Below are 25046 nucleotides of genomic sequence, written 5' to 3' on the forward strand. Positions count from 1 at the left end.
GGGCCCGGAGTGACCCGGGCCACACCCATCCACCATGCGGGACACCTTTGTCCACATCGCGGACAAAGGTGGACTGAGTCCAAACTCCCGTGCCACGCTTCCGTCATGTCTCGAGCTGGAATTGCCTTGGTGAGTCGGCGGCACGTCGACCTCGGCCGCATGTCCAGCGCCATGTGTCCGGCGAGCTGAGCGAACCCCAGCACACCAGCAACGCCGTGATCCCGATCTTCTGACACCCATCGCGCAATGTCGCGCAGGGACCCTAGCCCTGCGCGACATTGCGCAGGTCAGAGCCGCCCTCCTGCAGTCCCGAAGGACGTATTTGCCATGGCCGCCACCCCGGAAAAGCCCGCACCCGCCACGCCCCGCCGCAAGCCGGGGCGCCACCGTGGCGAGGGCCAGTGGGCCAGGGGCCACTTCACGCCCCTCAACGGCAATGAGCAGTTCAAGAAGGACGATGACGGTCTCAATGTGCGGACACGCATTGAGACGATCTACTCGAAGGCCGGTTTCGACTCCATCGACCCCAACGACCTGCGCGGCCGGATGCGCTGGTGGGGCCTCTACACCCAGCGCAAGCCCGGGATCGACGGCGGCAAGACCGCCGTCCTGGAGCCGGAGGAGCTGGACGACGAGTACTTCATGCTCCGCGTCCGGATCGACGGCGGCCGGCTGACCACCCGGCAGCTGCGGGTCATCGGTGAGATCTCCCAGGAGTTCGCCCGGGGCACCGCCGACATCACCGACCGGCAGAACGTCCAGTACCACTGGATCCGGATCGAGGACGTCCCCGAGATCTGGCGCCGCCTCGAAGAGGTCGGCCTGTCCACCACCGAGGCATGCGGTGACACGCCGCGTGTCATCATCGGCTCCCCCGTCGCCGGGATCGCCGAGGACGAGATCATCGACGGCACCCCCGCCATCGAGGAGATCCACCGCCGCATCATCGGCAACAAGGACTTCTCCAACCTGCCCCGCAAGTTCAAGTCCGCGGTCTCCGGCTCCCCGCTGCTCGACGTGGCGCACGAGATCAACGACATCGCCTTCGTCGGGGTCGAGCACCCCGAGCACGGACCCGGGTTCGATCTGTGGGTCGGGGGCGGGCTGTCCACCAACCCCAAGATCGGTGTCCGGCTCGGCGCGTGGGTCCCGCTCGACGAGGTCCCGGACGTCTACACCGGTGTGATCTCGATCTTCCGTGACTACGGGTACCGGCGGCTGCGCACCCGCGCCCGGCTGAAGTTCCTCGTCGCCGACTGGGGCGCCGAGAAGTTCCGCCAGGTCCTGGAGGACGAGTACCTGAAGCGCAAGCTGGTCGACGGCCCGGCGCCCGCACAGCCCGTCCAGCAGTGGCGCGACCACGTCGGTGTCCACCGGCAGCAGGACGGCCGCTACTACGTCGGCTTCGCCCCGCGCGTCGGCCGCGTGGACGGTGCGACCCTCACCAAGATCGCCGAGGTGGCGGAGGCACACGGCTCCGGCCGCGTCCGTACCACCGTCGAGCAGAAGATGATCATCCTCGATGTGGAGGAGAGCCAGGTCGAGCCGCTCAGCGCGGCACTGGAGGCGCTCGACCTGCGGGTCAGGCCGTCCACGTTCCGGCGCGGCACGATGGCCTGCACCGGCATCGAGTTCTGCAAGCTGGCCATCGTCGAGACGAAGGCCCGCGGCGCCTCGCTGATCGACGAGCTGGAGCGGCGCATGCCCGAGTTCGACCAGCCGATCACCATCAACATCAACGGCTGCCCCAACGCCTGCGCCCGTATCCAGGTGGCGGACATCGGTCTCAAGGGCCAGCTCGTGCTGAACGACGAGGGCGAGCAGGTCGAGGGCTACCAGGTCCACCTGGGCGGCGCCCTCGGCCTGGAGGCCGGCTTCGGCCGCAAGGTGCGCGGCCTGAAGGTCACCTCCGCCGAGCTGCCCGACTACATCGAGCGCGTCCTCACCCGCTACCAGACGGAGCGCGAGGACGGCGAGCGGTTCGCCACCTGGGCCGCCCGGGCGAGTGAGGAGGCGCTGTCATGAGCGAACGCGCGGCGCCCTTCTACTGCCCGTACTGCGGCGACGAGGATCTGCGCCCCGGGGAGCAGGGCGGGGCATGGGAGTGCGCGGCCTGCAACAGAGCCTTCCAGCTGAAGTTCCTGGGCCTGCTGGCCCGGGGCCTCCAGCGCCACGACAGCGGAGGGGAACAGACGTGACCGTGACGGAGACGACGACGGACGAGGATCTCAAGGCGCTCGCCGAGCGCGCCGGCCGCGAGCTCGAGGACGCCTCGGCGCTCGACATCCTGAAGTGGGCCGCCGACACCTTCGGCAAGCGCTTCTGCGTCACCTCCTCCATGGAGGACGCGGTGGTCGCCCACCTCGCCTCGCGCGCCTTCCCCGGCGTGGACGTGGTGTTCCTCGACACCGGCTACCACTTCCCCGAGACCATCGGGACCCGCGACGCGGTGGAGGCCGTGATGGACGTCAACGTCATCACGCTGACGCCGCGCCAGACCGTGGCCGAGCAGGACGCCCGGTACGGGCCCCGGCTGCACGACCGCGACCCGGACCTGTGCTGCGCGCTGCGCAAGGTCAAGCCGCTGGAAGAGGGCCTGACCGGGTACGACGCCTGGGCGACCGGGCTGCGCCGCGACGAGTCCGCGACCCGGGCGAACACCCCGGTCGTCGGCTGGGACGAGAAGCGCCGCAAGGTCAAGGTCTCGCCGATCGCCCGCTGGACGCAGGACGACGTCGACGCGTACGTCGCCGAGCACGGGGTCCTCACCAACCCGCTGCTGATGGACGGTTACGCCTCCGTCGGCTGCGCCCCCTGCACGCGCCGCGTGCAGGACGGCGAGGACGCGCGCGCCGGCCGCTGGGCGGGCCGCACCAAGACGGAGTGCGGGCTGCACGGATGACGAACCACCAGAACCTTCAGGAGAACCACGTGACTGCGGCTGCGGCCAGCGGGGCCACCATCTGGCTCACCGGTCTGCCGAGCGCCGGCAAGACCACCATCGCGTACGAGCTCGCGGGCCGGCTGCGTGACGAGGGCCACCGGGTGGAGGTGCTCGACGGTGACGAGATCCGCGAGTTCCTCTCGGCGGGCCTCGGCTTCAGCCGCGAGGACCGGCACACCAACGTGCAGCGCATCGGCTTCGTCGCCGAACTGCTCGCGTCGAACGGCGTGAAGGTCCTCGTCCCGGTCATCGCGCCGTACGCGGACAGCCGCGAGGCGGTCCGCAAGCGCCACCAGCAGGCAGGCACCGCGTATCTGGAGGTGCATGTCGCCACGCCGCTCGACGTGTGCTCCGTACGCGATGTGAAGGGGCTGTACGCCAGGCAGGCAGCCGGCGAGATCAGCGGGCTGACCGGCGTCGACGACCCGTACGAGGCCCCGGAGACGCCCGACCTGCGGATCGAGTCGCAGGACCAGACCGTGCAGGAGTCCGCGGCGGCGCTGAACGCGCTGCTCACCGAAAGGGGTCTGGCATGACGACCACCGTCAACACGGTCCAGGAAGACACCGACAGCCCGTTCGCGCTGTCGCACCTCGACGCGCTGGAGTCCGAGGCCGTCCACATCTTCCGCGAGGTGGCGGGTGAGTTCGAGCGGCCGGTGATCCTTTTCTCCGGCGGCAAGGACTCCATCGTCATGCTGCACCTGGCGCTGAAGGCGTTCGCGCCCGCGCCGGTCCCGTTCTCGCTGCTGCACGTGGACACCGGGCACAACTTCCCCGAGGTCATCGAGTACCGCGACCGGACCGTGGCCCGGCACGGCCTGCGGCTGCACGTCGCGTCGGTGCAGGAGTACATCGACGCCGGCAAGCTCCGTGAGCGCCCCGACGGCACCCGCAACCCGCTGCAGACCGTGCCGCTGACCGAGGCCATCCAGCAGCACCGCTTCGACGCGGTGTTCGGCGGCGGGCGGCGCGACGAGGAGAAGGCCCGTGCCAAGGAGCGGGTGTTCTCCCTGCGCGACGAGTTCTCGCAGTGGGACCCGCGCCGCCAGCGGCCCGAGCTGTGGCAGCTGTACAACGGCCGGCACGCCCCCGGTGAGCACGTCCGCGTGTTCCCGCTGTCCAACTGGACCGAGCTGGACGTGTGGCAGTACATCGCCCGCGAGGGCATCGAGCTGCCCCAGATCTACTTCGCGCACGAGCGGGACGTCTTCTCCCGCAACGGCATGTGGCTGACCGCCGGCGAGTGGGGCGGCCCGAAGGACGACGAGCCGGTGGAGAAGCGGCTGATCCGCTACCGCACGGTCGGTGACATGTCCTGCACGGGCGCCGTCGACTCCGACGCCACCACGCTCGACGCCGTGATCGCCGAGATCGCCGCGTCCCGGCTGACCGAGCGGGGAGCCACCCGCGCCGACGACAAGCTGTCCGAGGCCGCGATGGAAGACCGCAAGCGCGAAGGGTACTTCTAGAGATGTCCAGCACGTCCAGCACCACCGCCGCCGAGCAGCTCTCGGCCACCACCCTGCTGCGTTTCGCGACCGCCGGGTCCGTCGACGACGGCAAGTCCACCCTGGTCGGGCGGCTGCTGCACGACTCCAAGTCGGTCCTCACCGACCAGCTGGAGGCCGTCGAGCACGCCTCCCGCTCCCGTGGCCAGGAGGCCCCGGACCTGGCGCTGCTGACGGACGGTCTGCGGGCCGAGCGCGAGCAGGGCATCACGATCGACGTGGCGTACCGCTACTTCGCCACCGCCCGGCGCCGGTTCATCCTCGCCGACACACCCGGCCATGTGCAGTACACCCGGAACATGGTGACCGGCGCGTCGACCGCCGAGCTGACCGTGATCCTCGTCGACGCGCGCAACGGCGTGGTCGAGCAGACCCGTCGGCACGCCGCGATCGCCGCGCTGCTCCGCGTCCCCCATGTCGTCCTGGCCGTCAACAAGATGGACCTCGTCGGCTACGAGGAGACCGTCTTCGCGAAGATCGCCGAGGAGTTCACCGCGTACGCCTCCGAGCTGGGCGTCCCGGAGATCACCGCGATCCCGATCTCGGCGCTCGCCGGTGACAACGTCGTGGAGCCGTCCGCGAACATGGACTGGTACGGCGGCCCGACGGTGCTGGAGCACCTGGAGACCGTCCCGGTCAGCCACGACCTGACCGGCTGCCACGCCCGGCTGCCCGTCCAGTACGTGATCCGCCCGCAGACCGCCGAGCACCCGGACTACCGGGGCTACGCGGGGCAGATCGCCGCCGGTACGTTCCGGGTCGGCCAGGACGTGACCGTGCTGCCCTCGGGCCGTACGTCCAAGGTCGCCGGGATCGACCTGCTGGGCACGCCGGTGGACATCGCCTGGACCCCGCAGTCCGTCACCCTCCTGCTGGAGGACGACATCGACATCTCGCGCGGCGACCTGATCGTGCCTTCCGGCGACGCCCCGGCCACCAGCCAGGACGTCGAGGCGACCGTCTGCCATGTGGCCGACCAGCCGCTGACGGTGGGCCAGCGGGTGCTGCTGAAGCACACCACCCGCACGGTCAAGGCGATCGTCAAGGAGATCCCGTCGCGGCTCACGCTGGACGATCTGTCCCAGCATCCGGACCCAGGGCAGCTCGTCGCCAACGACATCGGCACTGTCAAGGTCCGCACGGCCGAGCCGCTCGCGCTCGACGCGTACGTGGACTCGCGCCGTACGGGCTCGTTCCTGCTGATCGACCCGGCGGACGGCACCACCCTGGCGGCCGGAATGGCGGGCGAGTCGTTCGCCACCGAGAAGGCCGCGGCCGCCGACGACGAGGGCTGGGACTTCTGATGGCCCTCGACGCCTTCGCGACCTTCGCGAAGGAGGGCGGCCGCGTAGGGAGCGGCTGCGTGGGCGCGGGATCGGGGGGCGTCGCGCGATGTGCCCGATGACCCCGCGCCGGCGGCTCACCCGCCGCAGCCGAAGACGACCAGCCACCGCCGACCGCCCGACCGCTCAGCCCCTCCCGCACGGGAGGTAGCGGCCGGGCCGACGAGAGGAACCCCTCCCGTGCCTGCCACCCCCCGTTCCCGGCCCGCGCCGCGCCGCGGCCTCGCCGTCGCCGCGGTTCTGCCGCTGCTGCTGATGGCGCTGGCGTCCTGCGGCTACGGCTCGCAGGCCGTCAAGGAGCAGGCGAAGGTGGTGGCCCAGGGCCCGAAGCTGTCGGCGGACACGGTCCGCGTCGGGTACTTCGCGAACCTGACGCACGGCACAGCCCTGGTGGGCGACCGGGAGGGCTTCTTCCAGAAGGAGCTGCGGGGCACCCGGCTGCGTACGGCGGTCTTCAACGCGGGACCGTCGGCCGTGGAGGCGCTGAACGCCGAGTCGGTCGACATCGCCTTCCTCGGCCCCTCCCCCGCGATCAACGGGTACGTCCGGTCGGGCGGGAGGAACCTGCGCGTCATCGGCGGCGCCGCGTCGGGCGGTGTCCGCCTGGTGGTGGACCCGGACAAGATCAAGAGCCTTGCCGACGTCAAGGGCAAGCGGATCGCCACGCCGCAGCTCGGCAACACCCAGGACGTGGCGTTCCTCAACTGGATCGCCGAGCAGGGCTGGAAGGCCGACCCGCAGAGCGGCAAGGGCGACGTCTCGGTCCTCCGGATCGACAACAAGATCGTCCCGGACGCCTACCGGTCCGGGTCGGTCGACGGCGCGTGGGTGCCCGAACCGACCGCTTCGAAGCTGATCGCCGAGGGCGCGAAGGTCCTCCTCGACGAGGCGTCGCTGTGGCCGGACGGGAAGTTCGTGATCACGAACATCGTCGTGTCGCAGAAGTTCCTCGACCGGCACCCGGACGTGGTGGAGGCCGTGCTGCGCGGCGCGCTCAAGTCGAACACGTGGATAAACGCCCATCCGGCGGAGGCGAAGGCCGCCGCCAACGCCCAGCTGCGGGTGCTCACCGGCAAGCCGCTGCCGGACGAGGTGGTCGACTCCGCCTGGCCGACGCTCCGGTTCCTCGACGACCCCCTGGCCGCCACCCTCCGGGAGCAGGCCGGGCACGCGGTCACGTCCGGGCTCCTCGAAGAGCCCGACCTGGCCGGGATCTACGACCTGAGACCCCTCAACAAGGTCCTCGCGGCCGCGGGCCGGCCGCGGGTCTCCGACGCGGGGCTGGGCGTCGAGTGAGCCCGCACCGGACGAGTTCCCGAGTTCCCCTTCCCAGGAGGTGACGACCATGGCCATCACGCTCAGCACCGCGACCCCGGCCGAGGACCGCACGGCGGTCGAGTACGCCGCGCGCATCGAGCATGTCTCGAAGTCCTTCGCCGGGCCCGCCGGGCAGCAGCTCGTCCTGGACGACATCAGCCTCGATGTCGCGCCGGGCGAGTTCGTCACCCTCCTCGGGGCCTCCGGCTGCGGCAAGTCGACGCTGCTCAACCTGGTCGCCGGCCTCGACCGGCCGTCCTCCGGGGCCATCTCCACGGACGGCCGCCCCGCCCTGATGTTCCAGGAGCACGCGCTCTTCCCGTGGCTGACGGCCGGCAAGAACATCGAACTGGCGCTGAAGCTGCGCGGCGTGCCGAAGAGCGAGCGGCGCGGTGAGGCGGAGCGGCTCCTGGAACTCGTACGGCTGGGCGGGGCGTACGGGAAGCGGGTGCACGAGCTTTCCGGCGGTATGCGGCAGCGCGTCGCGATGGCGCGGGCCCTGGCGCAGGACAGCCGGCTGCTGCTGATGGACGAGCCGTTCGCCGCGCTCGACGCGATCACCCGGGACGTGCTGCACGGCGAGCTGACCCGGATCTGGCGTGAGACGGGGCTGTCGGTGCTGTTCGTCACCCACAACGTACGGGAGGCCGTCCGGCTCGCGCAGCGCGTGGTGCTGCTGTCGTCCCGTCCGGGCCGGATCGCCCGGGAGTGGACGGTCGGCATCCCGCAGCCGCGCCGCATCGAGGACGCCGCGGTGGCGGAGCTGTCCCTGGAGATCACCGAACAACTGCGGGGGGAGATCCGCCGACATGGCCAGCACTGATACCGAGGCCGGCACCACCACTGCCGGCAAGACGGACGACCTCGAGGACCTGGAGGCCGGTCTGGACGCGCTCGACACGGTCGAGACGCGCCGGACTCCGCTGCGCGAGACGCTTGTGAAGAAGGTCCTGCCGCCGGTCGTGGCGGTGGCCCTCGTGCTGGTGGTCTGGCAGCTGCTGGTGTGGGCGGAGGTCACCGAGGCGTACAAGCTGCCCGCTCCGTCCGCGGTGTGGGACAGCCTGTCCGAGATGTGGCTGCAGGGCACGTTGTTCGACGTGATGTGGACGAGCGTGTCCCGGGCCCTGTTCGGCTTCCTGCTGGCGCTTGCGATCGGCACGCCGCTGGGGCTGCTGGTCGCCCGCGTGAAGTTCGTACGGGCGGCGATCGGCCCGATCCTGTCCGGCCTCCAGTCCCTGCCGTCGGTCGCCTGGGTGCCCCCGGCGGTGCTGTGGCTGGGCCTGAACGACCAGATGATGTTCGCGGTGATCCTGCTGGGCGCCGTGCCGTCCATCGCCAACGGTCTGGTCGCCGGGGTCGACCAGGTGCCGCCGCTGTTCCTGCGGGCGGGCCGTACGCTCGGCGCGACCGGGCTGCGGGGCGCCTTCCACATCGTGATGCCTGCCGCGCTGCCCGGCTATCTGGCGGGCCTGAAGCAGGGCTGGGCGTTCTCGTGGCGCTCCCTGATGGCCGCCGAGATCATCGCGTCGTCCCCGGACCTCGGCCTCGGGCTCGGCCAGCTCCTGGACAACGGCCGCAACAACTCCGACATGCCGGGCATCTTCCTGGCGATCTTCCTGATCCTCCTGGTGGGCATCGCGATCGACCTGCTGGTCTTCAGCCCGCTGGAGCGTCGGGTGCTGCGCCGCCGCGGCCTGCTGGGCAGGAGCTGAGCACGCCATGACCGCTCCGGTACTCCTCGTCGTCGCTCACGGCAGCCGCGATCCGCGGCACGCCGCGACGGTCCACGCGCTGGTACGCGAGTCGACGGCCCTCCGCCCCGGCCTGCGGGTGGAGGTGGCCTTCCTGGACTTCAACGTCCCGGCGGTCCCGGCGGTCCTGGAGTCCCTGGCGGCGGACGGCGTACGGGACGTGGTGGCCCTGCCCCTCCTCCTGACCCGCGCGTTCCATGCGAAGGCCGACATCCCGTCGGTCCTCCGCCAGGCCCCGCCGTCGCTGCGCATCCGCCAGGCGGAGGTCCTCGGCCCGTCGCCCCTGCTGGTGTCGGCGCTGGAGCGGCGCCTGTACGAGGCGGGGCTGACACCCGCCGACCGGCACTCGACCGGGGTCGTCCTGGCCTCGGCGGGCTCCACGGACCCGGAGGCGATCGCAGTGATCGCAGATATGGCGCGGGAGCTGCGGCGCACCGGTTGGTGCACCGTGCGGCCTGCGTTCGCCTCCGCATCTCTTCCCCGTACCGAGGACGCGGTACGGGCGCTGCGCGCCGACGGGGTACGGCGGGTGGCCGTCGCCCCGTATGTGATCGCCCCCGGCCGCCTCCCGGACCGCATCGCGGCGGGCGCGGCCGACGCGGACATCATGGCGGACGTCCTGGGCCCGGCCCCGGAACTGGCCCGGCTGCTGCTGCGACGGTACGACGAGGCGCGGGCGGCGGGGGCGTCTCGGACGGCGGTTCTGCCGACGGCGGTCTAGGCCGTACGGCCCGCGGGGATGCGTTCTGGTGTACGCCCGGCAGAGCTTGAGGCGCTGCCTGTCCCGATCATGATGACCACCCCTTTCGGGAGGGGTGGCCTTGCCGGGGCAGTGTCTCAGCCGAGGCTCTCGTACTCAGCGCGGCGAATCGCGCGAGTCTCCTGAGCCCACTTCAAGTAAGCCAGCTCGTCCTCGACGAAGACACCGCACTTCAGACAGCCGTACAGGTTGACACCAGCACCGGACGCTGCCGAGCGCGTGCCGACCAAGTGAACATCCTCCCCTGTACCGCAGCGCGAGCACATGCGGGCTTCGGCGGTCACCCGCTCCTCAGGGTCCTCGGCCATGGGCGCTGCCTCATCTCGTGAGCTCATCGCATCTGCTCCCCTGCGCGGCAGCGTGAACAGGAGCAGCGCGGGTAGGCCAAGGTAGCCGGGGCTTGATCGGCGGGCCGTACCTCGCGGGCGGGGCGAACAGTGCGGGTGCTGCCATCCGGGCGCACCTTGTACACCTTGATCCTCATGGTCATGTCTTCTCCGACGAAACTCGGTGTGGACGTCACCTCATCGTGAGTCCCATGCACCCTCGGTCTCATACGGGTTCGGCAGCAGCGGGCGTATATTTCGACCGTGGGCGGACAGGCACCGTGGAAAGACATCAGGCTTCGCGCCGCGTGGGCACGTGGTGACTGGGCTGCCATCCTCCGCGAATACCGGCGCGCCACAGGGCTCACCCAGCAGGCCCTCGAACCGCTCGTCGGCATGCCTCAGCCCCATATCTCCGCGATCGAATCAGGCCGACGGCGCGTAAAGACCGCCGAGGTACGGAACCGCATCAGCGAAGGCCTGCACGTGCCTCAGGAGTTGATCGAGGCGGGGCAAGGCGCTGTTCACGGGGAGTGGGAACCGAATCCCGAGCTGCGCGAGCGACTGGCTCACGGACACAGGACGGGCCGACCGGATCTGCGCACGGCCGAGTGGATCGGAGAGGTCCTGGCCACCCAGCGCCGCACCGAAGACCAGGTCGGCGGACTCGTCCTGTGGCCGGTCGTGCGATCCCAGCTCGACGCGATCACACGACTCATCCCCCAGACCTCAGGGACGACCGCAGACCGACTCCTGCTGCTCGCCGCCGGACACGCGCACTGGTTGTCCTGGGTGGCATGGCAAGAAGGCAGACGCGGAACGGCACTGGTGTGGATGGACCTGGCCCAGGGCTGGGCAGCCGACAGCGGTGCGGCGGACATGGTGTCGTGGACGAACCGAGTCCGCGCCTGGTACAGCCTGCGACACGGTGACCCCGTACGAGCTCTGCGTACGGCGGAGCTGGCGCGGCGGCAGTTCGGTCTCTCTCCAGCCGCAGCCGCCGCAGCTTCTCATACGGCTGCCCAGGCGGCGGCCGCGCTGGGTGAGCGAGACAGAGCACGGCGCCTGGCGGAGGAAGCGCTACGACGTGCGCTGTCAGCCCCGAACGAGGCGGACAGGCCTGCGTGGCTGTACTGGCTCACGCCGGCTCGTGCGCGACTCCAGGCAGCCGATACAGCCTACGCGTGCCGGGACTGGGCCACCGCGGCAGCGGCGTTCCGTGACGCGCTGCCTGCACTCGGAGAGGGGTATGGGCGGGACCGGGCGCACTACGAAGCCCGGTTGGAAGATGCAGCACGCCGCGCATAGAACTGTGCTCGCTCAGACGAAGCTGAGGCTGCCGGTGCGGGTGCGCTTCAGTTCGAAGAAGTCGCGGTGTCCGGCGAGGGTGCGGAAGGCGTCGAAGAGGCGGGCGGCCTCCTCGCCGCGCGGGATGGGGTTGAGGACGGGCCCGAACCAGACCGCGCCGTCGACGTGAAGGGTCGGCGTCCCCACGTAGGCCCCGGCGGCCGGGTCCCGGCCCGCGTCGTGGCTGCGGCGGACCGCGGCGTCGTACGCCGGGTTGTGCGCGGCTGCCGCCAGGTCGGCGGGCAGGTCGAGCGCGGCCAGGGCCTCGGTGACGACCTCGTCGAAGTCCTGGTTCTCGTCCTGGTGGATACGGCTGCCGACGGACGTGTAGAGGTCGCGCAGGACGCCCTCGCCGTGGCGTTCGGCGGCGGCCGCCGCGACTCGTACGGGGCCTGTCGACCGGTCGACCAGGTCCCGGTACCGGTCGGGCAGTTCGTTGCCGGTGTTGTGCAGGTACAGACTCATGATGTGGAAGCGGACGTCGAGGTCGCGGTGGCGTTCGACCTCCAGGAGCCGGCGGGAGGTGATCCAGGCGAAGGGGCAGGCGGGGTCGGCCCAGAGGTCGACGGTGGTTCTGTCGGGTCGGGTGGTCATGCCGTCGAGGCCAGTGAGGGGATGGCCGGGACGAGCGGGCCGTTCATGGAGCGTCGAGCTGGGCCATTTCCGCCAGCTTCAGCACGGTGTTCCAGTTGCGGGTGGTGGTGACGCCTTTGAAGAGGGCGGGGCGGGCGAGGGCCTCGGCGAGTTTGGAACGGCCGATGCCGTCGGGTAGGTAGAGGTACAGCACCCGGTCGCCCAGGCGGAACTCCTCCGGGAGGTAGGCCCCTTGGTCGACACCGGCGAACCGGTCGGCCGTGACGGGGGCGGAGAGGTAGGTGACGTGAAGCTGCTTGGGCTGCAGTTCCGCGGCGGGGTACGGGCAGGCTTCGACGACGGCACGCAGATACTGGCCGCTGCGGACGAGGCAGTCGACATGGAATCCGAAGTGCTGCTCCACGGCCTTTTCGAGCGCTGTGGCGAGGGCGCTCTCGTCGGCGCCGGACGCGGTGGTGAAGAAGGCGTTGCCGGACTGGAGGTAGGTCTGTACGTCGCGGTGTCCGAGTCCGGTCAGGACGGCGCGGAGTTCGGCCATGGGGACCTTCTTGGCCCCGCCCACGTTGATCCCGCGCATGAGGGCGGCGTATCGGGTCGTCGTCATGGTCACCAACCCTAGGCCGCCCTTCCCCGTGGGGTGGGGCTGCAGGCCATCCGGACGGTCCCGGCGTCGACGCGCGGCACCGGCCGGAACGCGCGGCGTCCGATCGTTCCGAGCAGCCGCCACTCGTACCGGTCGCCGGTGCGCTTGCGGGCGTACTCCGGCCGGGTGATCAGGATGGCGTCTTGAGCGCCGAGGCGCGCAGGCACCGGTCGACGATCGCGGCGGTGCGGGAGAAGGGCAGCTCCCCGACGACGGCGAACGGCTCGCGGGGCGGCCGTGCACCGAGGAAGTCGCGGCCTCGACACGGACGTGCGGCGCGTCGGCGAACCGGGCGCGCAGCCCCGGCAGCAGCCGGGCGTCGATCTCGTACGCGCGCAGGGCACGGACGCGCGGCGCGAGGGCCGCCGTCAGCGCACCCTCGCCGGGTCCCACTTCGAGGAGCAGCCGGCGGGCCTCTCGCCGGGCCGACCGGTTTTTGCCCGGTGGCACGGCGGCGCCGCGGGCCCGGGTGCGAGACTCCCTGATGGGAGCCGTACGGAGAGAGGGAGCGCGAGGCCGGTATGCATGAGGCGCGGGCGCGGGACATCCTGGACGCCGCCGGGTTCGCGGCGGACCGCGGGGACGCGACGCTGCTGGCGCTGGGCGAGAACGCGGTGTTCGCCGTCGGCGGCGGACGGGTGGTGAAGGTGGGCCGTGACGCCGCGTTGCTGGACCGCGCCCGGCGGGAGGTGGCCGTCGCGTCCTGGCTGGCGGAGGTGGGCGTTCCGGTGGTGCTGCCGGCGGAGCCCGGGGCCCGGCTGGTGGAGGAGCACCCGGTGACCGTGTGGCACCGGCTGCCCGAAGCGGTACGGCCGGCCGAGCCCCGCGATCTGGCCGCGCTGCTGCGGCGGGTGCACGAGCTGCCCGCGCCGCCGTTCCCCCTCCCCCACCGCGATCTGCTGGGTGGTGTGGAGCGGTGGCTGCGGCTCGCCGGTGACGCGATCGACCCTGCGGACGCGGCATATCTACGGGCGCGCCGGGACGGGTTCACCGAGGCGGCCGCCGCTCTCGCGCCGCGTCTGAAGCCGGGCCCGATCCACGGCGACGCACTGCCGCGGAACGTCCACGTCGGCCCGGACGGCCCGGTCCTCGTCGATCTGGAGACGTTCGCCGTGGACCTGCGCGAGCACGACCTGGTGGTACTGGCCCTGGCCCGTGACCGCTACGGCCTGGACCCGGCGGCCTACGACGCGTTCACCGGCGCGTACGGCTGGGACGTCCGGGAGTGGGAGGGGTGCGCCGTGCTGCGCGGGGCGCGGGAGACGGCGAGCTGCGCCTGGGTCGCCCAGCACGCTCCGGCCGACCCGAAGGCGCTGGCCGAGTTCCGCCGCCGGGTGGCCTCGCTGCGGGACGGCGACCCGGAGGTCCGCTGGTACCCGTTCTGACGGGCCGGCATCAGGGTGGGCCGCCTCGCCCGGGCACCTGTGACGGAGCGGCCGCTCAGCCGGCCACCGGCGCCGACTCCGCCACCGGTCCGCGCTCGGGCTCCGGCGCGCGCACCGGCCAGACCGGGTCGACCACGGCGTCCGGCGTGCCCTTGCGGCGCAGGAAGCTCTGGAAGTCCGCGGCCCACGCGGCGTACCACTCCACCTGGCGTGCGTGCAGCTCCCCCGGCGTCAGCGCGGCCACCACGGCGTGCCGCTCGGCTATCGCGCAGGCCACCAGCACGGCGGCCAGCGCGTCGGCTGCCGCCTCGTGGGCGCCGTCGAGCACCACGCCGTACTCGGCGCAGACCGCTTCCAGGTTGCGCTTTCCGCGCCGGTAGCGGTCGACGGCCCGGTCGATGGTGTACGGGTCGACGACCGGGCCTATGGGCGCGCCGCCCAGCCGCTCGCTCAGCGACGGCAGCCCGTGCCGCCGCAATTCGGCGGTGAGCAGGGTCAGGTCGAACGCGGCGTTGTACGCGACGACCGGGACACCGCGTGTCCAGTACCCGGCGAGGGTGTCCGCGATCTCGTCGGCGACCTCGTGGGCCGGGCGGCCCTCGGCGGTGGCGCGTTCGCTGCTGATGCCGTGGATCGCGGACGCCTGGGCGGGGATACGGACGCCGGGGTCGGCGAGCCACTCGCGGCGCGCCAGCGTGCGCCCGTCCCGTACCTCCACGACCGCGGCCGTCACGATCCTCGCTTCGAGCGGCTCCGTGCCCGTCGTCTCCAGGTCGAAACCGACGAGCGTCTCCCCGTGCCAGCGCATGCCGAACCTCCTTCGCGGCGCCGCATTCCGCGCGGCGCCCTCCCCCAGTGGGTCTTCACCCTCGCACGGGGCACTGACAACGCGACGTCCGGCCCCACATCAGGACACTGGCCGTGAATCCACCCAGAACGACTCGAATTCCTCGCGGTATGTCTCGAACAGCCCGTGGTCGTTCTCCCGGCCGGAGGTGACGACCGGCCGCCGCGCGCCGCCGCGCAGCACGAGCACGGGCGCCTCCATGCCGCGGGCACGGCGCAGATACGACTGGACGATGCCGACGCCGTCCGGGCCGTCCCCGTCGACCAGGTACGCGGTGAAGCGCGGCGTCTCGTCGAACACCTGGATCTCGAAGGCGCCCGGGTCGCGCAGCTTGGAGCGGACACGCCGCATGTGCAGGATGTTCATCTCCACGGACCGGCTGAGCTCGCCCTTCTTGATGCCGAGCTCCCGCTCGCGCCGTTTGACGGCGCTGCTGGCGGGGTTGAGGAACAGCAGCCGGATCCGGCAGCCGGACTCGGCGAGCCGCACCAGCCGCCGACCGGAGAAGTTCTGCACCAGCAGGTTGAGCCCTATGCCGATGGCGTCGACGCGCCGGGCCCCGCCGAAGAGGTCCTCGGCGGGCAGCTGCCGCTGCAGCCGCACCCGGTCGGGGTGGACGGAGACGACGTCGGCGTACCGGTCGCCCACCAGGTCCTCGACCGCGTCGACGGGCAGTCGGTGCGTGGAGGGCACGCCCGCGCCGCTTCCGAGGATCTCCAGGAGCCGGGCCGAGGCGCGCTCGGACTGGTCGAGGACGGTCCGGGACAGGGCGCGGTTGCGGGAGACGACGTTGCGGGTGACCTCCAGCTCGTCGAGGACCAGCTCGAGCTCACGGCGGTCGTCGAAGTAGGGTTCGAAGCAGGGCCAGTGCTGCACCATCAGCTCCCGCAGCTGCGGCAGTGTGAGGAAGCTGAGGACGTTGTCGTCGGCGGGGTCCAGGAGGTATCCCTTGCGGCGGGAGACCTCGCGGACGGCGACGGCCCGCTGCACCCACTCCTGCCCGGCGGGGCCGGCGGCGGACACGACCCACTCGTCGCCGTGCATGGGTTCGTAGATGGGCCGCAGGACGGCGGCGACCACGGCCCGCAGCCGCTGTTCGACCAGATTCAGCCAGATATAGGCGCGTCCGGCCCGCTGGGCGCGGGTACGTACCTCGCTCCAGTCCTCGGCGTCCCAGTCCAGTTCCGCACCGATCTCCATGGGCCGGGCGAGTGAGACCGCGCCGGGCGGGACATCAGCGGAGTCAGTGGAGTCCCCCTCATGACCTGAGTCACCTGGGGGCAGCTCCAGCCCTCCCGAGCTCACCCGCGCACCGCCTTCTGCTCCTGAACGCCCATCTCCAACGATCAAGGAAGGGTACTCCGGGAGGGGGAGACAGTGCAGCCGGATGCACAGGCTCCTTTCCCAACCTCCCTGACTCCGGCGGCGGTTCCCGATCACCGGGGCGGGCCCAGTGAGCTGATTCATAGTGGTGAGCCGCACGCATTGAGCCCCGGCGCGAGACCGGCGGACACGGCGGGCGCGCGCGGCGCCCGTTCCGCGCTCGGGGGGACACCGCGGAACGCGAGGTTGACCCGGGCAACCGGACACCCTTCCGGCGTAGTCGTCCTATGAATTCGGGACAGCGGCGGACGGCACGTCACCAGCGGGCCATGAGCCGCCAAGAGGTGGATTTCCGGCCATCCCCTCGCGACCGCGGCGGATTCCCGGTCACCCGGTAGGACCGTCCGGCGTGCTAGGCGGTCGCGCGAGTTTCGTGGAGGATCGGGCGAAGTGACCCCAGCAGCCGGATCAGAATGGAAGAGTCTTATCTATGCAGGTCTGGCCGGGACAGGCGTATCCCCTCGGCGCCACCTACGACGGCGCCGGCACGAACTTCGCGGTCTTCTCCGAGGCCGCCGACCGTATCGAGCTGTGTCTGCTGCACGAGGACGGCTCGGAGACCGCGGTGGAGCTCCGCGAGACCGACGCGTTCGTACGGCACGCGTACCTGCCCGGTGTGATGCCGGGACAGCGGTACGGATTCCGGGTGCACGGGCCGTACGCGCCGGAGCGCGGGCTGCGCTGCAACTCCGCGAAGCTGCTCCTCGACCCGTACGCGCGGGCGGTCGCCGGGAGGATCGACTGGGGCGAGGCGGTGTACGGCTACCACTTCGGCAGACCGGACTCCCGCAACGACCTGGACTCCGCCCCGCACACCATGTCGTCGGTGGTCGTCAACCCGTACTTCGACTGGGGCGACGACCGGCCGCCGCGCACCGACTACCACCGGACGGTCATCTACGAGGCCCATGTGAAAGGCCTGACGATGCTGCATCCGGCGCTGCCGAAGGAGCTGCGCGGCACCTACGCGGGGCTGGCCCACCCGGCGATCGTCGAGCACCTCACCGAGCTGGGCGTGACGGCCATCGAGCTGATGCCGGTCCACCAGTTCGTCAACGACCACCGGCTGGTGGACGCCGGGATGGCCAACTACTGGGGCTACAACACCATCGGCTACTTCGCCCCGCACAACTCCTACGCCTCCTGGGGCGACCGGGGCCAGCAGGTGCTGGAGTTCAAGTCGGCGGTCCGGGCCCTGCACAAGGCGGGCATCGAGATCATCCTGGATGTGGTGTACAACCACACTGCTGAGGGCAACCACCTGGGGCCGACGCTCTCCTTCCGGGGCCTGGACAACCACTCGTACTACCGGCTGGCCGACAACCCCCGGTACTACATGGACACCACCGGCACCGGGAACTCGCTGCTCATGCGGTCCCCGCACGTCCTCCAGCTGATCATGGACTCGCTGCGGTACTGGGTGACCGAGATGCACGTCGACGGCTTCCGCTTCGACCTGGCGGCGACGCTGGCCCGCCAGTTCCACGAGGTGGACCGGCTGTCGTCGTTCTTCGACCTGGTGCAGCAGGACCCCGTGGTCAGCCAGGTGAAGCTGATCGCCGAACCGTGGGACGTGGGCGAGGGCGGCTACCAGGTGGGCAACTTCCCGCCGCTCTGGACCGAGTGGAACGGCATGTACCGGGACACCGTCCGCGACCTGTGGCGGGGCGAGCCGAGGACGCTCGCCGAGTTCGCGTCCCGGCTGACCGGCTCGTCCGACCTGTACCAGGACGACGGGCGGCGCCCGCTGGCCTCGGTGAACTTCGTGACCTGCCACGACGGGTTCACCCTGCGGGACCTCGTCTCGTACAACGACAAGCACAACGACGCCAACGGCGAGAACAACCGGGACGGCGAGAACCACAACCGCTCCTGGAACTGCGGCGCGGAGGGCGAGACGGACGACCCGGGCGTCCGCGCGCTGCGGCTGCGCCAGATGCGCAACTTCATCGCCACGCTCATGCTGTCCCAGGGCGTGCCGATGCTCAGCCACGGCGACGAGTTCGGCCGCACCCAGCACGGCAACAACAACGCGTACTGCCAGGACGGCGAACTGGCCTGGGTGCACTGGCCGGAGCCCGAGCAGGACGGCCGGGACGACGACGGCAAGGACCGGGACGACAAGGACGACGAGGCGCGGTCGCTGCTGGAGTTCACCCGGTCGATGGTGTGGCTCCGCCGCGACCACCCGGTCTTCCGGCGACGCCGCTTCTTCCACGGACGGCCGGTGGAGGGCACGCACGACGACCTGTCGGACATCGCCTGGTTCACCCCGGAGGGCGAGGAGATGAAGGCACGGGACTGGCAGGCCGCCCACGCCAGGGCACTGTCGGTGTTCCTGAACGGCCGCGCAATCTCGGAGCCGGGGCCGCGCGGCGAGCGGATCTCCGACGACTCGTTCCTGCTGATGTTCAACGCCAGCGCGGACGATCTGGACTTCGTGGTGCCGGTCAACCACGGCCGCCAGTGGCAGGTGGTCGTGGACACCGGCCGTCCGGAGGGCGTCCCGCCCGGCCAGGGCGACAAGGTGGCGGCCGGCGACCGGCTCACCCTCCTGGGCCGGAGCCTGACGGTACTGCGCCGCCCGGCGTAGGCATGTCCGGCGGATCACGCCTGGGCCACGCTGTCGCCGTGACCCGCCGGACACTCCCCGGCGGCGGACGCGGCGGTCGGGTGGCGGGTGGCGGGCCGACGCGCCGCCGACGCGGGCGTCCACCGATCGAGGTGATCCGATGAGGTGATGAGAGACGCGCCGCCCGGGCGGGTACGTACGTTCGCATGACGCCCCTCTCCACGTACCGGCTCCAGATCCAGCCGGACTACCCGTTCTCGGCCGCCGCCGAGGCGGTGCCGTACCTCGCCTCGCTCGGGGTCACGCATCTGCATCTGTCGCCGGTCCTGGAGGCCGTCCCCGGCTCGGCGCACGGCTACGACGTCACCGACCACGGCCGGGTGCGGGAGGAGCTGGGCGGCGAGGCCGGGCTGCGCGCCCTCGCCCGCACCGCCCGGGAGCACGGCCTGGGCCTGGTCGTGGACCTGGTGCCCAACCACATGGCCGCCGCGCTGCCCCACAACCGCCCGCTGTGGGAGGTTCTGCGGGACGGGCCGGCGTCGCCGTACGCGCGCTGGTTCGACATCGACTGGGAGGCGGGTGGCGGCAGGGTGCTGCTGCCGGTGCTCCCGGCCCGGATCGGGGAGGTGCTCGGTGACCTCCGCGTGGACGCGGACGCGGGCGTGCTGCGGTACGGCGCTCAGGTCTTCCCGCTCCGCGACGGCACGGCCGCGCTGCCGCTGCCCGAGCTGCTGGACGCCCAGTGGTACCGGCCGACGTGGTGGCGGCTGGCCCGCACCGAGCTGAACTACCGCCGCTTCTTCACCATCTCCGACCTCATCGGGGTGCGGGTCGAGGACCCGGAGGTGTTCGAGGCCACGCACGCCAAGATCGTGGAGCTGGTCGGGGACGGCGTGATCGAGGGCCTGCGGATCGACCACCCCGACGGACTCGCCGACCCCCAGGGGTATCTGCACGCGCTCGACCGGGCGACGGGCGGGGCCTGCTGGACGGTCGTGGAGAAGATCCTCACCGGCGACGAGTGGCTCCCGGCCGGCTGGCCGGTGGCCGGCACCACCGGCTACGACGCGCTGCGCCGGGTCGACGGGCTGTTCGTGGACGAGGGGGGCGCGGCGGAACTCGCCGAGCTGTACCGGACGTTCGCCGCCCCGCCCGGCGACCGGGGCGGCCACTGGGAGGCGACGGCGCGCCGGGCCGCCTACAAGGTGGTGACGCACGAGCTGGCGGCGGAGGTGGCGTTCCTGACCCGGACGGCCGTGCGGATCTGCGCCGCCGTGCCCGGCCTGCGCGACCACGCCCCGTGGGCGCTGCGGGCCGCCCTGCGGGAGCTTCTCATCCGGGTGCCGGTCTACCGACCGTACGGCTCCGGCGCGGAGGACGTCCTGACGGCGGAGGCGGCGCTGAGCGCGAAGGGGACGTTCGCGGTGCCGGAGGAGGCGACCGCCGTCGACGTCGTACGGGATCTGGCGCTCGGGCGGCTCGGGGACGGGCCCGACCACACGGCGTTCCGGGTGCGGTTCGCCCAGACGGCCTCGGCGCTGCGGGCGAAGTCGGTGGAGGACACGGCGTTCTACCGGTACGTGCCGCTGCTGTCGGCGAACGAGGTGGGCGGCGACCCGGGCAGGCCGGCCGTGGCTCCGGAGGAGTTCCACGCGTACTGCGCCCGGATCGCCCGGGACTGGCCGGCTACGGGGACGGTGCTGTCGACGCACGACACCAAGCGGAGCGCGGACGTACGGGCCCGGATCGCGGTCCTCTCGGAGTGCCCTGGCCGGTGGGCGAAGCTGCTGGGTGACGTGGCGCGGGTACCGGCCCCGGACGGGCAGCTGGCGTGGGCGGCGTGGCAGACGGCGCTGGGGCTGGCCCCTGGGGTCCGGGGGACGGCGTCCCCCGGGGAACACGGCCCGTCGGAGGAGCGGCTGGGCGGGGCGCTGCTGAAGGCGGTCCGAGAGGCCGGGCTGCACACCGGCTGGACGGAGCAGGACGCGGCGTACGAGCGGGCGGTGACGGACTTCGTGGCCGCCGGGCCCGCGGGGCCGCCGCTGTACACGGTGGCTGAGCTGGCGCGCGAGCTGGCGCCGCACGTACGGGCCAATGTGCTGGGCGCGGCACTGCTGCACCTCACCATGCCGGGCGTACCGGACCTCTACCAGGGCACGGAGGCGGTGTACGAGGCGCTGGTGGACCCGGACAACCGGGCGCCGTTCCGGGAGGCGCCGCCGGACGAGAAGACGGCCGTGACGCGGGCGGCGCTGGGGCTGCGGCGGCGGCACCCCGACGTCTTCGGCGAGCCCGGCACGTACGAGCCGCTGTCGGCGGACGGCCCGGCGGCCGCGCACTGTGTGGCGTTCCACCGCTCGGGGCCGTCGGGGCGGGTGCTCATGGCGGTGACCCGGCTGTCGCTGCGGCTGGCGGAGGCGGGCGGCTGGAACGGCACGTCGCTGACGCTGCCGGAGGGCCGGTGGCGGGACGCCCTGGCCGAGGAGGGCGGGTATGTCGAGGGCGGGCGTCGGCCGGTTCCGCTGGCGGAGCTGTTCGCGCGGCGCCCCGTGGCGCTGCTGGCCTGTGCGGCGGGGTGAGGGCGGCCGAGCTGTTCTTCCCCTGCCCCGCCCCTTACCGAACCGGGGCTGGATTTCGGCCCGTCCGGCGCTTGAGGACGAGCGCCGCCCGGCGCGGAAGCGGGGGTCAGGCCGGCGCGCGCCGGTCGTCGAGGAGGAAGGCCATCCGGCCGAAGGAGACCATGTCGCCGGGCTGGACGACGACCGTGCCGGTCACGCGGCGCCCGTTGACAGTGGTGCCGTTGGTGGAGTTGAGGTCACGGAGCATCCACAGCCCGCCCTGCAGGCTGAGTTCGGCGTGCAGCCGGGACACCGTCTCGTGGCTGAGCCGCAGCCCGTTCACCGGGTCGCGGCCGATGCGCAGCGGGTACGGGCCCGGCTGGGGCAGGAGCAGCTTCGGCAGCCGCTCGGCCTGCCAGGCGCGGCCGAGCCGTGCGGTGAACGAGGACATCCGTCCGACCGCGCCGAACAGCCGCTTCGACCAGCCGCCGTGCTCGCGCAGATCGTCGGTGAGCGCCGCCAGCTCGTCGGAGCGGCGGGCGACCAGTGCGAGTTCCATGCGGCGCAGGAACGTGTCATGGGACAGCTTTCCCTGCACCGCGCCCTCGCGGAGTATCTCCAGCGCGCGGTCCCGCTCGGCGTCCGACAGCCGGGCGGGATGCGTCTGGGACTCAAAAGGCGACGTCACAGACGTGATTGTCGGTCGCCGGGACCCGAAGTGTCCAGACGGGAGCCCTCCCCGGCCGTCTCCCCCACCCTCTCCCCCGCCCTCTCCCCCGCCCTCTCACCTGCCATCTCACCTGCCATCTCTCCGGCCGGATATCCGTCCGTCCCGCCCGCCGGCCTCCCCCGGCCTCCCCCGGCCTCCCGCCGACTCTCCCTCCTTCGCCGGCCGTCCGATCGGCGAAGTGCCGTGCTTCCCGATCTCGATCTTGCCAGGATGAGTGCGCGGTACCGAGGACCTGGCCGACGACGAGGGGATCGCCAGTGTTGTTCGAGGTGTGGGCGCCGAACGCGCGCGAGCGGGTGGAACTGGAACTGGAGGGTGCCCGGCACCCCTTGGAGCCCGATCCGCTGCGCGAGGGCTGGTGGATGGCGGCGGTCGGCGGCGAGAACGGCGTCCCGGACGGGGCGCGGTACGGATTCGCCCTCGACGGCGGGCCGGTGCTGCCCGACCCCCGGTCGCGCCGCCAGCCCGACGGGCCCGACGGGCCGAGCGCGGTCGTCGACCACACCGCGTACACCTGGCGCCACGAGCCGCCGGGGCGTGGGCTGCGCGGCGCCGTCCTGTACGAGCTGCACATCGGCACGTACACGCCGGAGGGCACGCTCGACGCGGCGGCCGGGCGGCTGGACCATCTCGTCCGGCTGGGCGTGACGCATGTGGAGCTGATGCCGCTGTGCCCGTTCCCCGGGCGGCACGGGTGGGGGTACGAGGGGGTGTCGCTGTGGGCGGTGCACGAGCCGTACGGCGGGCCGGAGGCGCTGAAGCGCTTCGTCGACACCGCGCACGGGCTCGGCCTGGGCGTGGTCCTGGACGTGGTCCACAACCACCTGGGGCCGTCCGGCAACTACCTGCCGGCGTTCGGCCCGTACTTCACGGACACGCACCACACCCCGTGGGGCGCCGCCGTGAACCTGGACGCGCCGGACTCGGACGAGGTGCGGGCGTTCCTGCTCGGCAGCGCGCTGGCCTGGCTGCAGGACTACCGGATCGACGGACTGCGCCTCGACGCGGTGCACGCGCTGGCGGACACGCGGGCGCTGACGTTCCTCGAGGAGCTGTCGGCGGCGGTCGACGAGCTGGCCGCCGAGCAGGGCCGTGAGCACTTCCTGATCGCCGAGTCGGACCGGTGCGACCCGCGTACCACGACACCGCGCGAGACGGGCGGCATCGGGCTGCACGCGCAGTGGAACGACGACTTCCACCATGCGCTGCACACCGCGCTGACCGGGGAGGCGCAGGGGTACTACGCGGACTTCGCGCGGGAGCCGCTGGGCGCGCTGGCGAAGACCCTGGGGCAGGTCTTCTTCCACAACGGCACGTACTCGACGTTCCGGCGCCGTACGCACGGCCGTCCGGTGGACCTGGAGACCACGCCCGCGCACCGGTTCCTGGCGTATGCGCAGACCCACGACCAGATCGGCAACCGGGCGCAGGGCGACCGCCTTTCGGCGTCCCTGTCCCCCGGCCTGCTGGCGTGCGCGGCGACGCTGGTGCTGACGGGGCCCTTCACCCCGATGCTCTTCATGGGTGAGGAGTGGGGTGCGGGGACGCCGTGGCAGTTCTTCACTGACCACACGGACCCGGAGCTGGCGGACGCGGTACGGCGAGGGCGGCGGCGGGAGTTCGCGGCGCACGGCTGGAAGGAGGAGGAGGTCCCGGACCCGCAGGACCCGGTGACGCGGGACCGCTCGTGCCTGGACTGGTCGGAGCCGGAGCGTGAGCCGCACGCCCGGCTGCTGGCCTGGCACCAGCGCCTGATCGCTCTGCGGGCCGGCCTCCCGGACCTGACCGACCCGGACCTGGCGGCGATCCGGGTCGCGTACGACGAGGAGGCCCGCTGGCTCGCGTACCGGCGCGGGGACGTGCGGATCGCGGTGAACCTGGCGGACCGGCCGGCGCGGATCCCGCTGGGCCGGGACGGGGTGCGGGTACTGGCGGCGTGGGAGCCGGTGCGGGTGCCGGAGGGGACCGGCGGGGAGCTGGTGGTGCCGGCGGAGTCGTGCGTGCTGCTGCTGGACGAGTGACCGCGCGTGACCGACTGACCGACTGACCGGCTGACCGGCTGACGGCTGACGGCTGACGGCTGACGGCTGACCGGCTGACGGCTGACGGCTGACGGCTGACCGCCGGTCACGTGACCGGCCGGTCGCCGAGGCGGGCGGCCAGCTCCGCCGCAGGGCCGGTCGGTTCGCCGCCGTGGAGGAGTTCGACGTGGTGGACGAGTCGGGGTTCCACGAGAGGGACGGCGGTGGCGCCGGGGGCGGCGGGGACGGTGACCGGAAGGAGAAGCAGGCCGTGTCCCGCGGCGGCGAGGGCGCTCAAGGTCCGGACGTCGGTGCCGTCGTAGCGGAGGGCGGCGGGGCGGAAGCCGTACGTGCCGTGGGCGGCGCGCAACTGGTCGAGCGGCAGCCCGGCGGCCGGGGCGTCCAGCCAGCGAGCGCCGGTCAGGTCGCCGAGACGCAGCCCGGGGCGGTCGGTGAGGGCGTGCCCGGCGGGGAGGTGCACGGCGAGCGGTTCCTCGGCGACCCGGATGCCGCCCGGCGGGCCGCCCGGCGCGGCCACGCGGTCCACGAGGCCGAGGTCGGCGGCGCCGTCGGCGAGGGCGGCGGGCACCGCGTCGCGGGGCTCGACGCGCAGGGTGACGCGGGCGGTGCCGGGCAGCGCGGCGAGCAGCCGGGGTAGGGCGGCGAGCGGGGCGGTGACGACGGTGAGGTGCGCGGCGGGAGATCCGGCCATCCGGGCGAGTTCCGCGCGCGCCGCGTCGAGGCGCAGTAACAGGGGACCGGCGTACTCGAGCAGCCGCGCCCCGGCCCGGGTCGGAACGACGGGGCGCCGCGTCACCAACGGCAGGCCGAGGTCGCGCTCCAGGGCGGCGATGTCCTGGGCCACGGCGGCCTGGCCGCGGCCCAGTTCACGCGCGGCCGCCGAGAACGACCCGAGCCGGGTCACCGTCACGAACGTACGCAGGAGGTGGGGGTCCATACCCACAGTCTGAACGGCGACCGCGGCACACCGACGCGGGGAGCCGGTCGCGAGGCC

23 protein-coding genes and 1 pseudogene are annotated in these 25046 nt (G+C 72.3%); 16 read left to right on the top strand and 8 right to left on the bottom strand.

Annotated elements, in window-relative coordinates; all coding sequences use genetic code 11:
• Positions 1–105: 105 nt before the first annotated feature.
• From FVS66_RS36540 to FVS66_RS10425, 11 genes are all read left to right on the top strand, one after another.
• A complete protein-coding gene (locus FVS66_RS36540) occupies positions 106–189 on the top strand; it encodes a putative leader peptide (RefSeq protein ID WP_023590579.1) in 84 nt (27 codons plus the stop codon).
• Positions 190–327: 138 nt separating this feature from the next.
• A complete protein-coding gene (locus tag FVS66_RS10380; protein ID WP_149180727.1) occupies positions 328–2025 on the top strand; it encodes a nitrite/sulfite reductase in 1698 nt (565 codons plus the stop codon).
• Positions 2022–2198: a hypothetical protein gene (locus tag FVS66_RS10385; protein WP_149180728.1), complete on the top strand. Its 177-nt coding sequence runs from the start codon at positions 2022–2024 to the stop codon at positions 2196–2198. The genes FVS66_RS10380 and FVS66_RS10385 overlap by 4 nt, the downstream gene beginning before the upstream one ends.
• Complete coding sequence (locus FVS66_RS10390; protein ID WP_149180729.1) at positions 2195–2902, top strand: phosphoadenylyl-sulfate reductase; 708 nt, start codon at positions 2195–2197, stop codon at positions 2900–2902. The genes FVS66_RS10385 and FVS66_RS10390 overlap by 4 nt, the downstream gene beginning before the upstream one ends.
• Positions 2899–3480 carry an adenylyl-sulfate kinase gene (gene cysC, locus FVS66_RS10395; protein ID WP_149180730.1) on the top strand — a complete coding sequence of 194 codons (582 nt, stop codon included), beginning with the start codon at positions 2899–2901 and terminating at the stop codon, positions 3478–3480. The genes FVS66_RS10390 and cysC overlap by 4 nt, the downstream gene beginning before the upstream one ends.
• On the top strand, positions 3477–4415 hold the full coding sequence (gene cysD, locus FVS66_RS10400; protein ID WP_149180731.1) for a sulfate adenylyltransferase subunit CysD: 939 nt from the start codon (positions 3477–3479) through the stop codon (positions 4413–4415). The genes cysC and cysD overlap by 4 nt, the downstream gene beginning before the upstream one ends.
• A 2-nt stretch (positions 4416–4417) precedes the next feature.
• Positions 4418–5758: a sulfate adenylyltransferase subunit 1 gene (locus FVS66_RS10405; protein ID WP_149180732.1), complete on the top strand. Its 1341-nt coding sequence runs from the start codon at positions 4418–4420 to the stop codon at positions 5756–5758.
• Between the two features lie 219 nt (positions 5759–5977).
• Positions 5978–7093: an ABC transporter substrate-binding protein gene (locus tag FVS66_RS10410; protein WP_262386914.1), complete on the top strand. Its 1116-nt coding sequence runs from the start codon at positions 5978–5980 to the stop codon at positions 7091–7093.
• A 49-nt stretch (positions 7094–7142) separates the two neighbouring features.
• On the top strand, positions 7143–7937 hold the full coding sequence (locus FVS66_RS10415) for an ABC transporter ATP-binding protein (protein ID WP_149180733.1): 795 nt from the start codon (positions 7143–7145) through the stop codon (positions 7935–7937).
• Complete coding sequence (locus FVS66_RS10420) at positions 7924–8826, top strand: ABC transporter permease (RefSeq protein ID WP_149180734.1); 903 nt, start codon at positions 7924–7926, stop codon at positions 8824–8826. Before FVS66_RS10415 ends, FVS66_RS10420 begins: the two co-directional genes overlap by 14 nt.
• A 7-nt stretch (positions 8827–8833) precedes the next feature.
• Positions 8834–9586: a sirohydrochlorin chelatase gene (locus FVS66_RS10425; protein WP_149180735.1), complete on the top strand. Its 753-nt coding sequence runs from the start codon at positions 8834–8836 to the stop codon at positions 9584–9586.
• 116 nt (positions 9587–9702) lie between these two features.
• Here FVS66_RS10425 and FVS66_RS10430 read toward each other — a convergent pair whose 3' ends face one another.
• The gene (locus tag FVS66_RS10430; protein ID WP_149180736.1) at positions 9703–9933 is read right to left on the bottom strand and encodes a hypothetical protein; all 231 of its coding nucleotides are present in this window, start codon (positions 9931–9933) and stop codon (positions 9703–9705) included.
• A gap of 282 nt (positions 9934–10215) precedes the next feature.
• Between FVS66_RS10430 and FVS66_RS10435 the strand changes: the two genes are divergently transcribed.
• The gene (locus FVS66_RS10435) at positions 10216–11259 is read left to right on the top strand and encodes a helix-turn-helix transcriptional regulator (protein WP_149180737.1); all 1044 of its coding nucleotides are present in this window, start codon (positions 10216–10218) and stop codon (positions 11257–11259) included.
• Positions 11260–11271: 12 nt separating this feature from the next.
• Here FVS66_RS10435 and FVS66_RS10440 read toward each other — a convergent pair whose 3' ends face one another.
• The 3 genes and pseudogenes from FVS66_RS10440 to FVS66_RS10450 all read right to left on the bottom strand — a co-directional run.
• On the bottom strand, positions 11272–11892 hold the full coding sequence (locus tag FVS66_RS10440) for a DsbA family protein (RefSeq protein WP_149180738.1): 621 nt from the start codon (positions 11890–11892) through the stop codon (positions 11272–11274).
• A gap of 43 nt (positions 11893–11935) precedes the next feature.
• The gene (locus tag FVS66_RS10445; protein ID WP_149180739.1) at positions 11936–12496 is read right to left on the bottom strand and encodes a DUF1697 domain-containing protein; all 561 of its coding nucleotides are present in this window, start codon (positions 12494–12496) and stop codon (positions 11936–11938) included.
• Positions 12497–12528: 32 nt separating this feature from the next.
• Positions 12529–12940, bottom strand: a pseudogene (locus tag FVS66_RS10450) (rRNA adenine N(6)-methyltransferase family protein); the annotation flags it as partial.
• Positions 12941–13056: 116 nt separating this feature from the next.
• On the opposite strand from FVS66_RS10450, the gene FVS66_RS10455 reads away from it, so the two are divergent.
• Positions 13057–13920, top strand: a complete 864-nt coding sequence (locus tag FVS66_RS10455; RefSeq protein WP_149180740.1) for an aminoglycoside phosphotransferase family protein — start codon at positions 13057–13059, stop codon at positions 13918–13920.
• 55 nt (positions 13921–13975) lie between these two features.
• Here FVS66_RS10455 and FVS66_RS10460 read toward each other — a convergent pair whose 3' ends face one another.
• A complete protein-coding gene (locus FVS66_RS10460; RefSeq protein ID WP_149180741.1) occupies positions 13976–14728 on the bottom strand; it encodes a 3'-5' exonuclease in 753 nt (250 codons plus the stop codon).
• Between the two features lie 99 nt (positions 14729–14827).
• Positions 14828–16072: an SAV2148 family HEPN domain-containing protein gene (locus tag FVS66_RS10465; protein ID WP_149180742.1), complete on the bottom strand. Its 1245-nt coding sequence runs from the start codon at positions 16070–16072 to the stop codon at positions 14828–14830.
• Between the two features lie 508 nt (positions 16073–16580).
• Here FVS66_RS10465 and glgX point away from each other — a divergent pair.
• Both glgX and treY read left to right on the top strand, forming a co-directional pair.
• The gene (gene glgX, locus FVS66_RS10470) at positions 16581–18743 is read left to right on the top strand and encodes a glycogen debranching protein GlgX (protein ID WP_149180743.1); all 2163 of its coding nucleotides are present in this window, start codon (positions 16581–16583) and stop codon (positions 18741–18743) included.
• 185 nt (positions 18744–18928) lie between these two features.
• Positions 18929–21301, top strand: a complete 2373-nt coding sequence (gene treY, locus FVS66_RS10475; protein WP_149180744.1) for a malto-oligosyltrehalose synthase — start codon at positions 18929–18931, stop codon at positions 21299–21301.
• A gap of 106 nt (positions 21302–21407) precedes the next feature.
• On the opposite strand, the gene FVS66_RS10480 is transcribed toward treY, so the two are convergent.
• Positions 21408–21968 carry a DUF1707 and FHA domain-containing protein gene (locus FVS66_RS10480; protein WP_149180745.1) on the bottom strand — a complete coding sequence of 187 codons (561 nt, stop codon included), beginning with the start codon at positions 21966–21968 and terminating at the stop codon, positions 21408–21410.
• A 299-nt stretch (positions 21969–22267) separates the two neighbouring features.
• Between FVS66_RS10480 and treZ the strand changes: the two genes are divergently transcribed.
• Entirely contained in the window at positions 22268–24031 is a 1764-nt protein-coding gene (treZ, locus tag FVS66_RS10485; RefSeq protein WP_149180746.1) for a malto-oligosyltrehalose trehalohydrolase, read from the top strand.
• 106 nt (positions 24032–24137) lie between these two features.
• Here the strand turns inward: treZ and FVS66_RS10490 are convergent, their stop codons facing one another.
• Positions 24138–24989, bottom strand: coding sequence for a LysR family transcriptional regulator (locus FVS66_RS10490; RefSeq protein ID WP_149180747.1), 852 nt, complete (start codon positions 24987–24989; stop codon positions 24138–24140).
• Positions 24990–25046 lie beyond the last annotated feature (57 nt).

Source organism: Streptomyces sp. TRM49041 (assembly GCF_008271805.1).
Classification (GTDB): Bacteria; Actinomycetota; Actinomycetes; order Streptomycetales; family Streptomycetaceae; genus Streptomyces.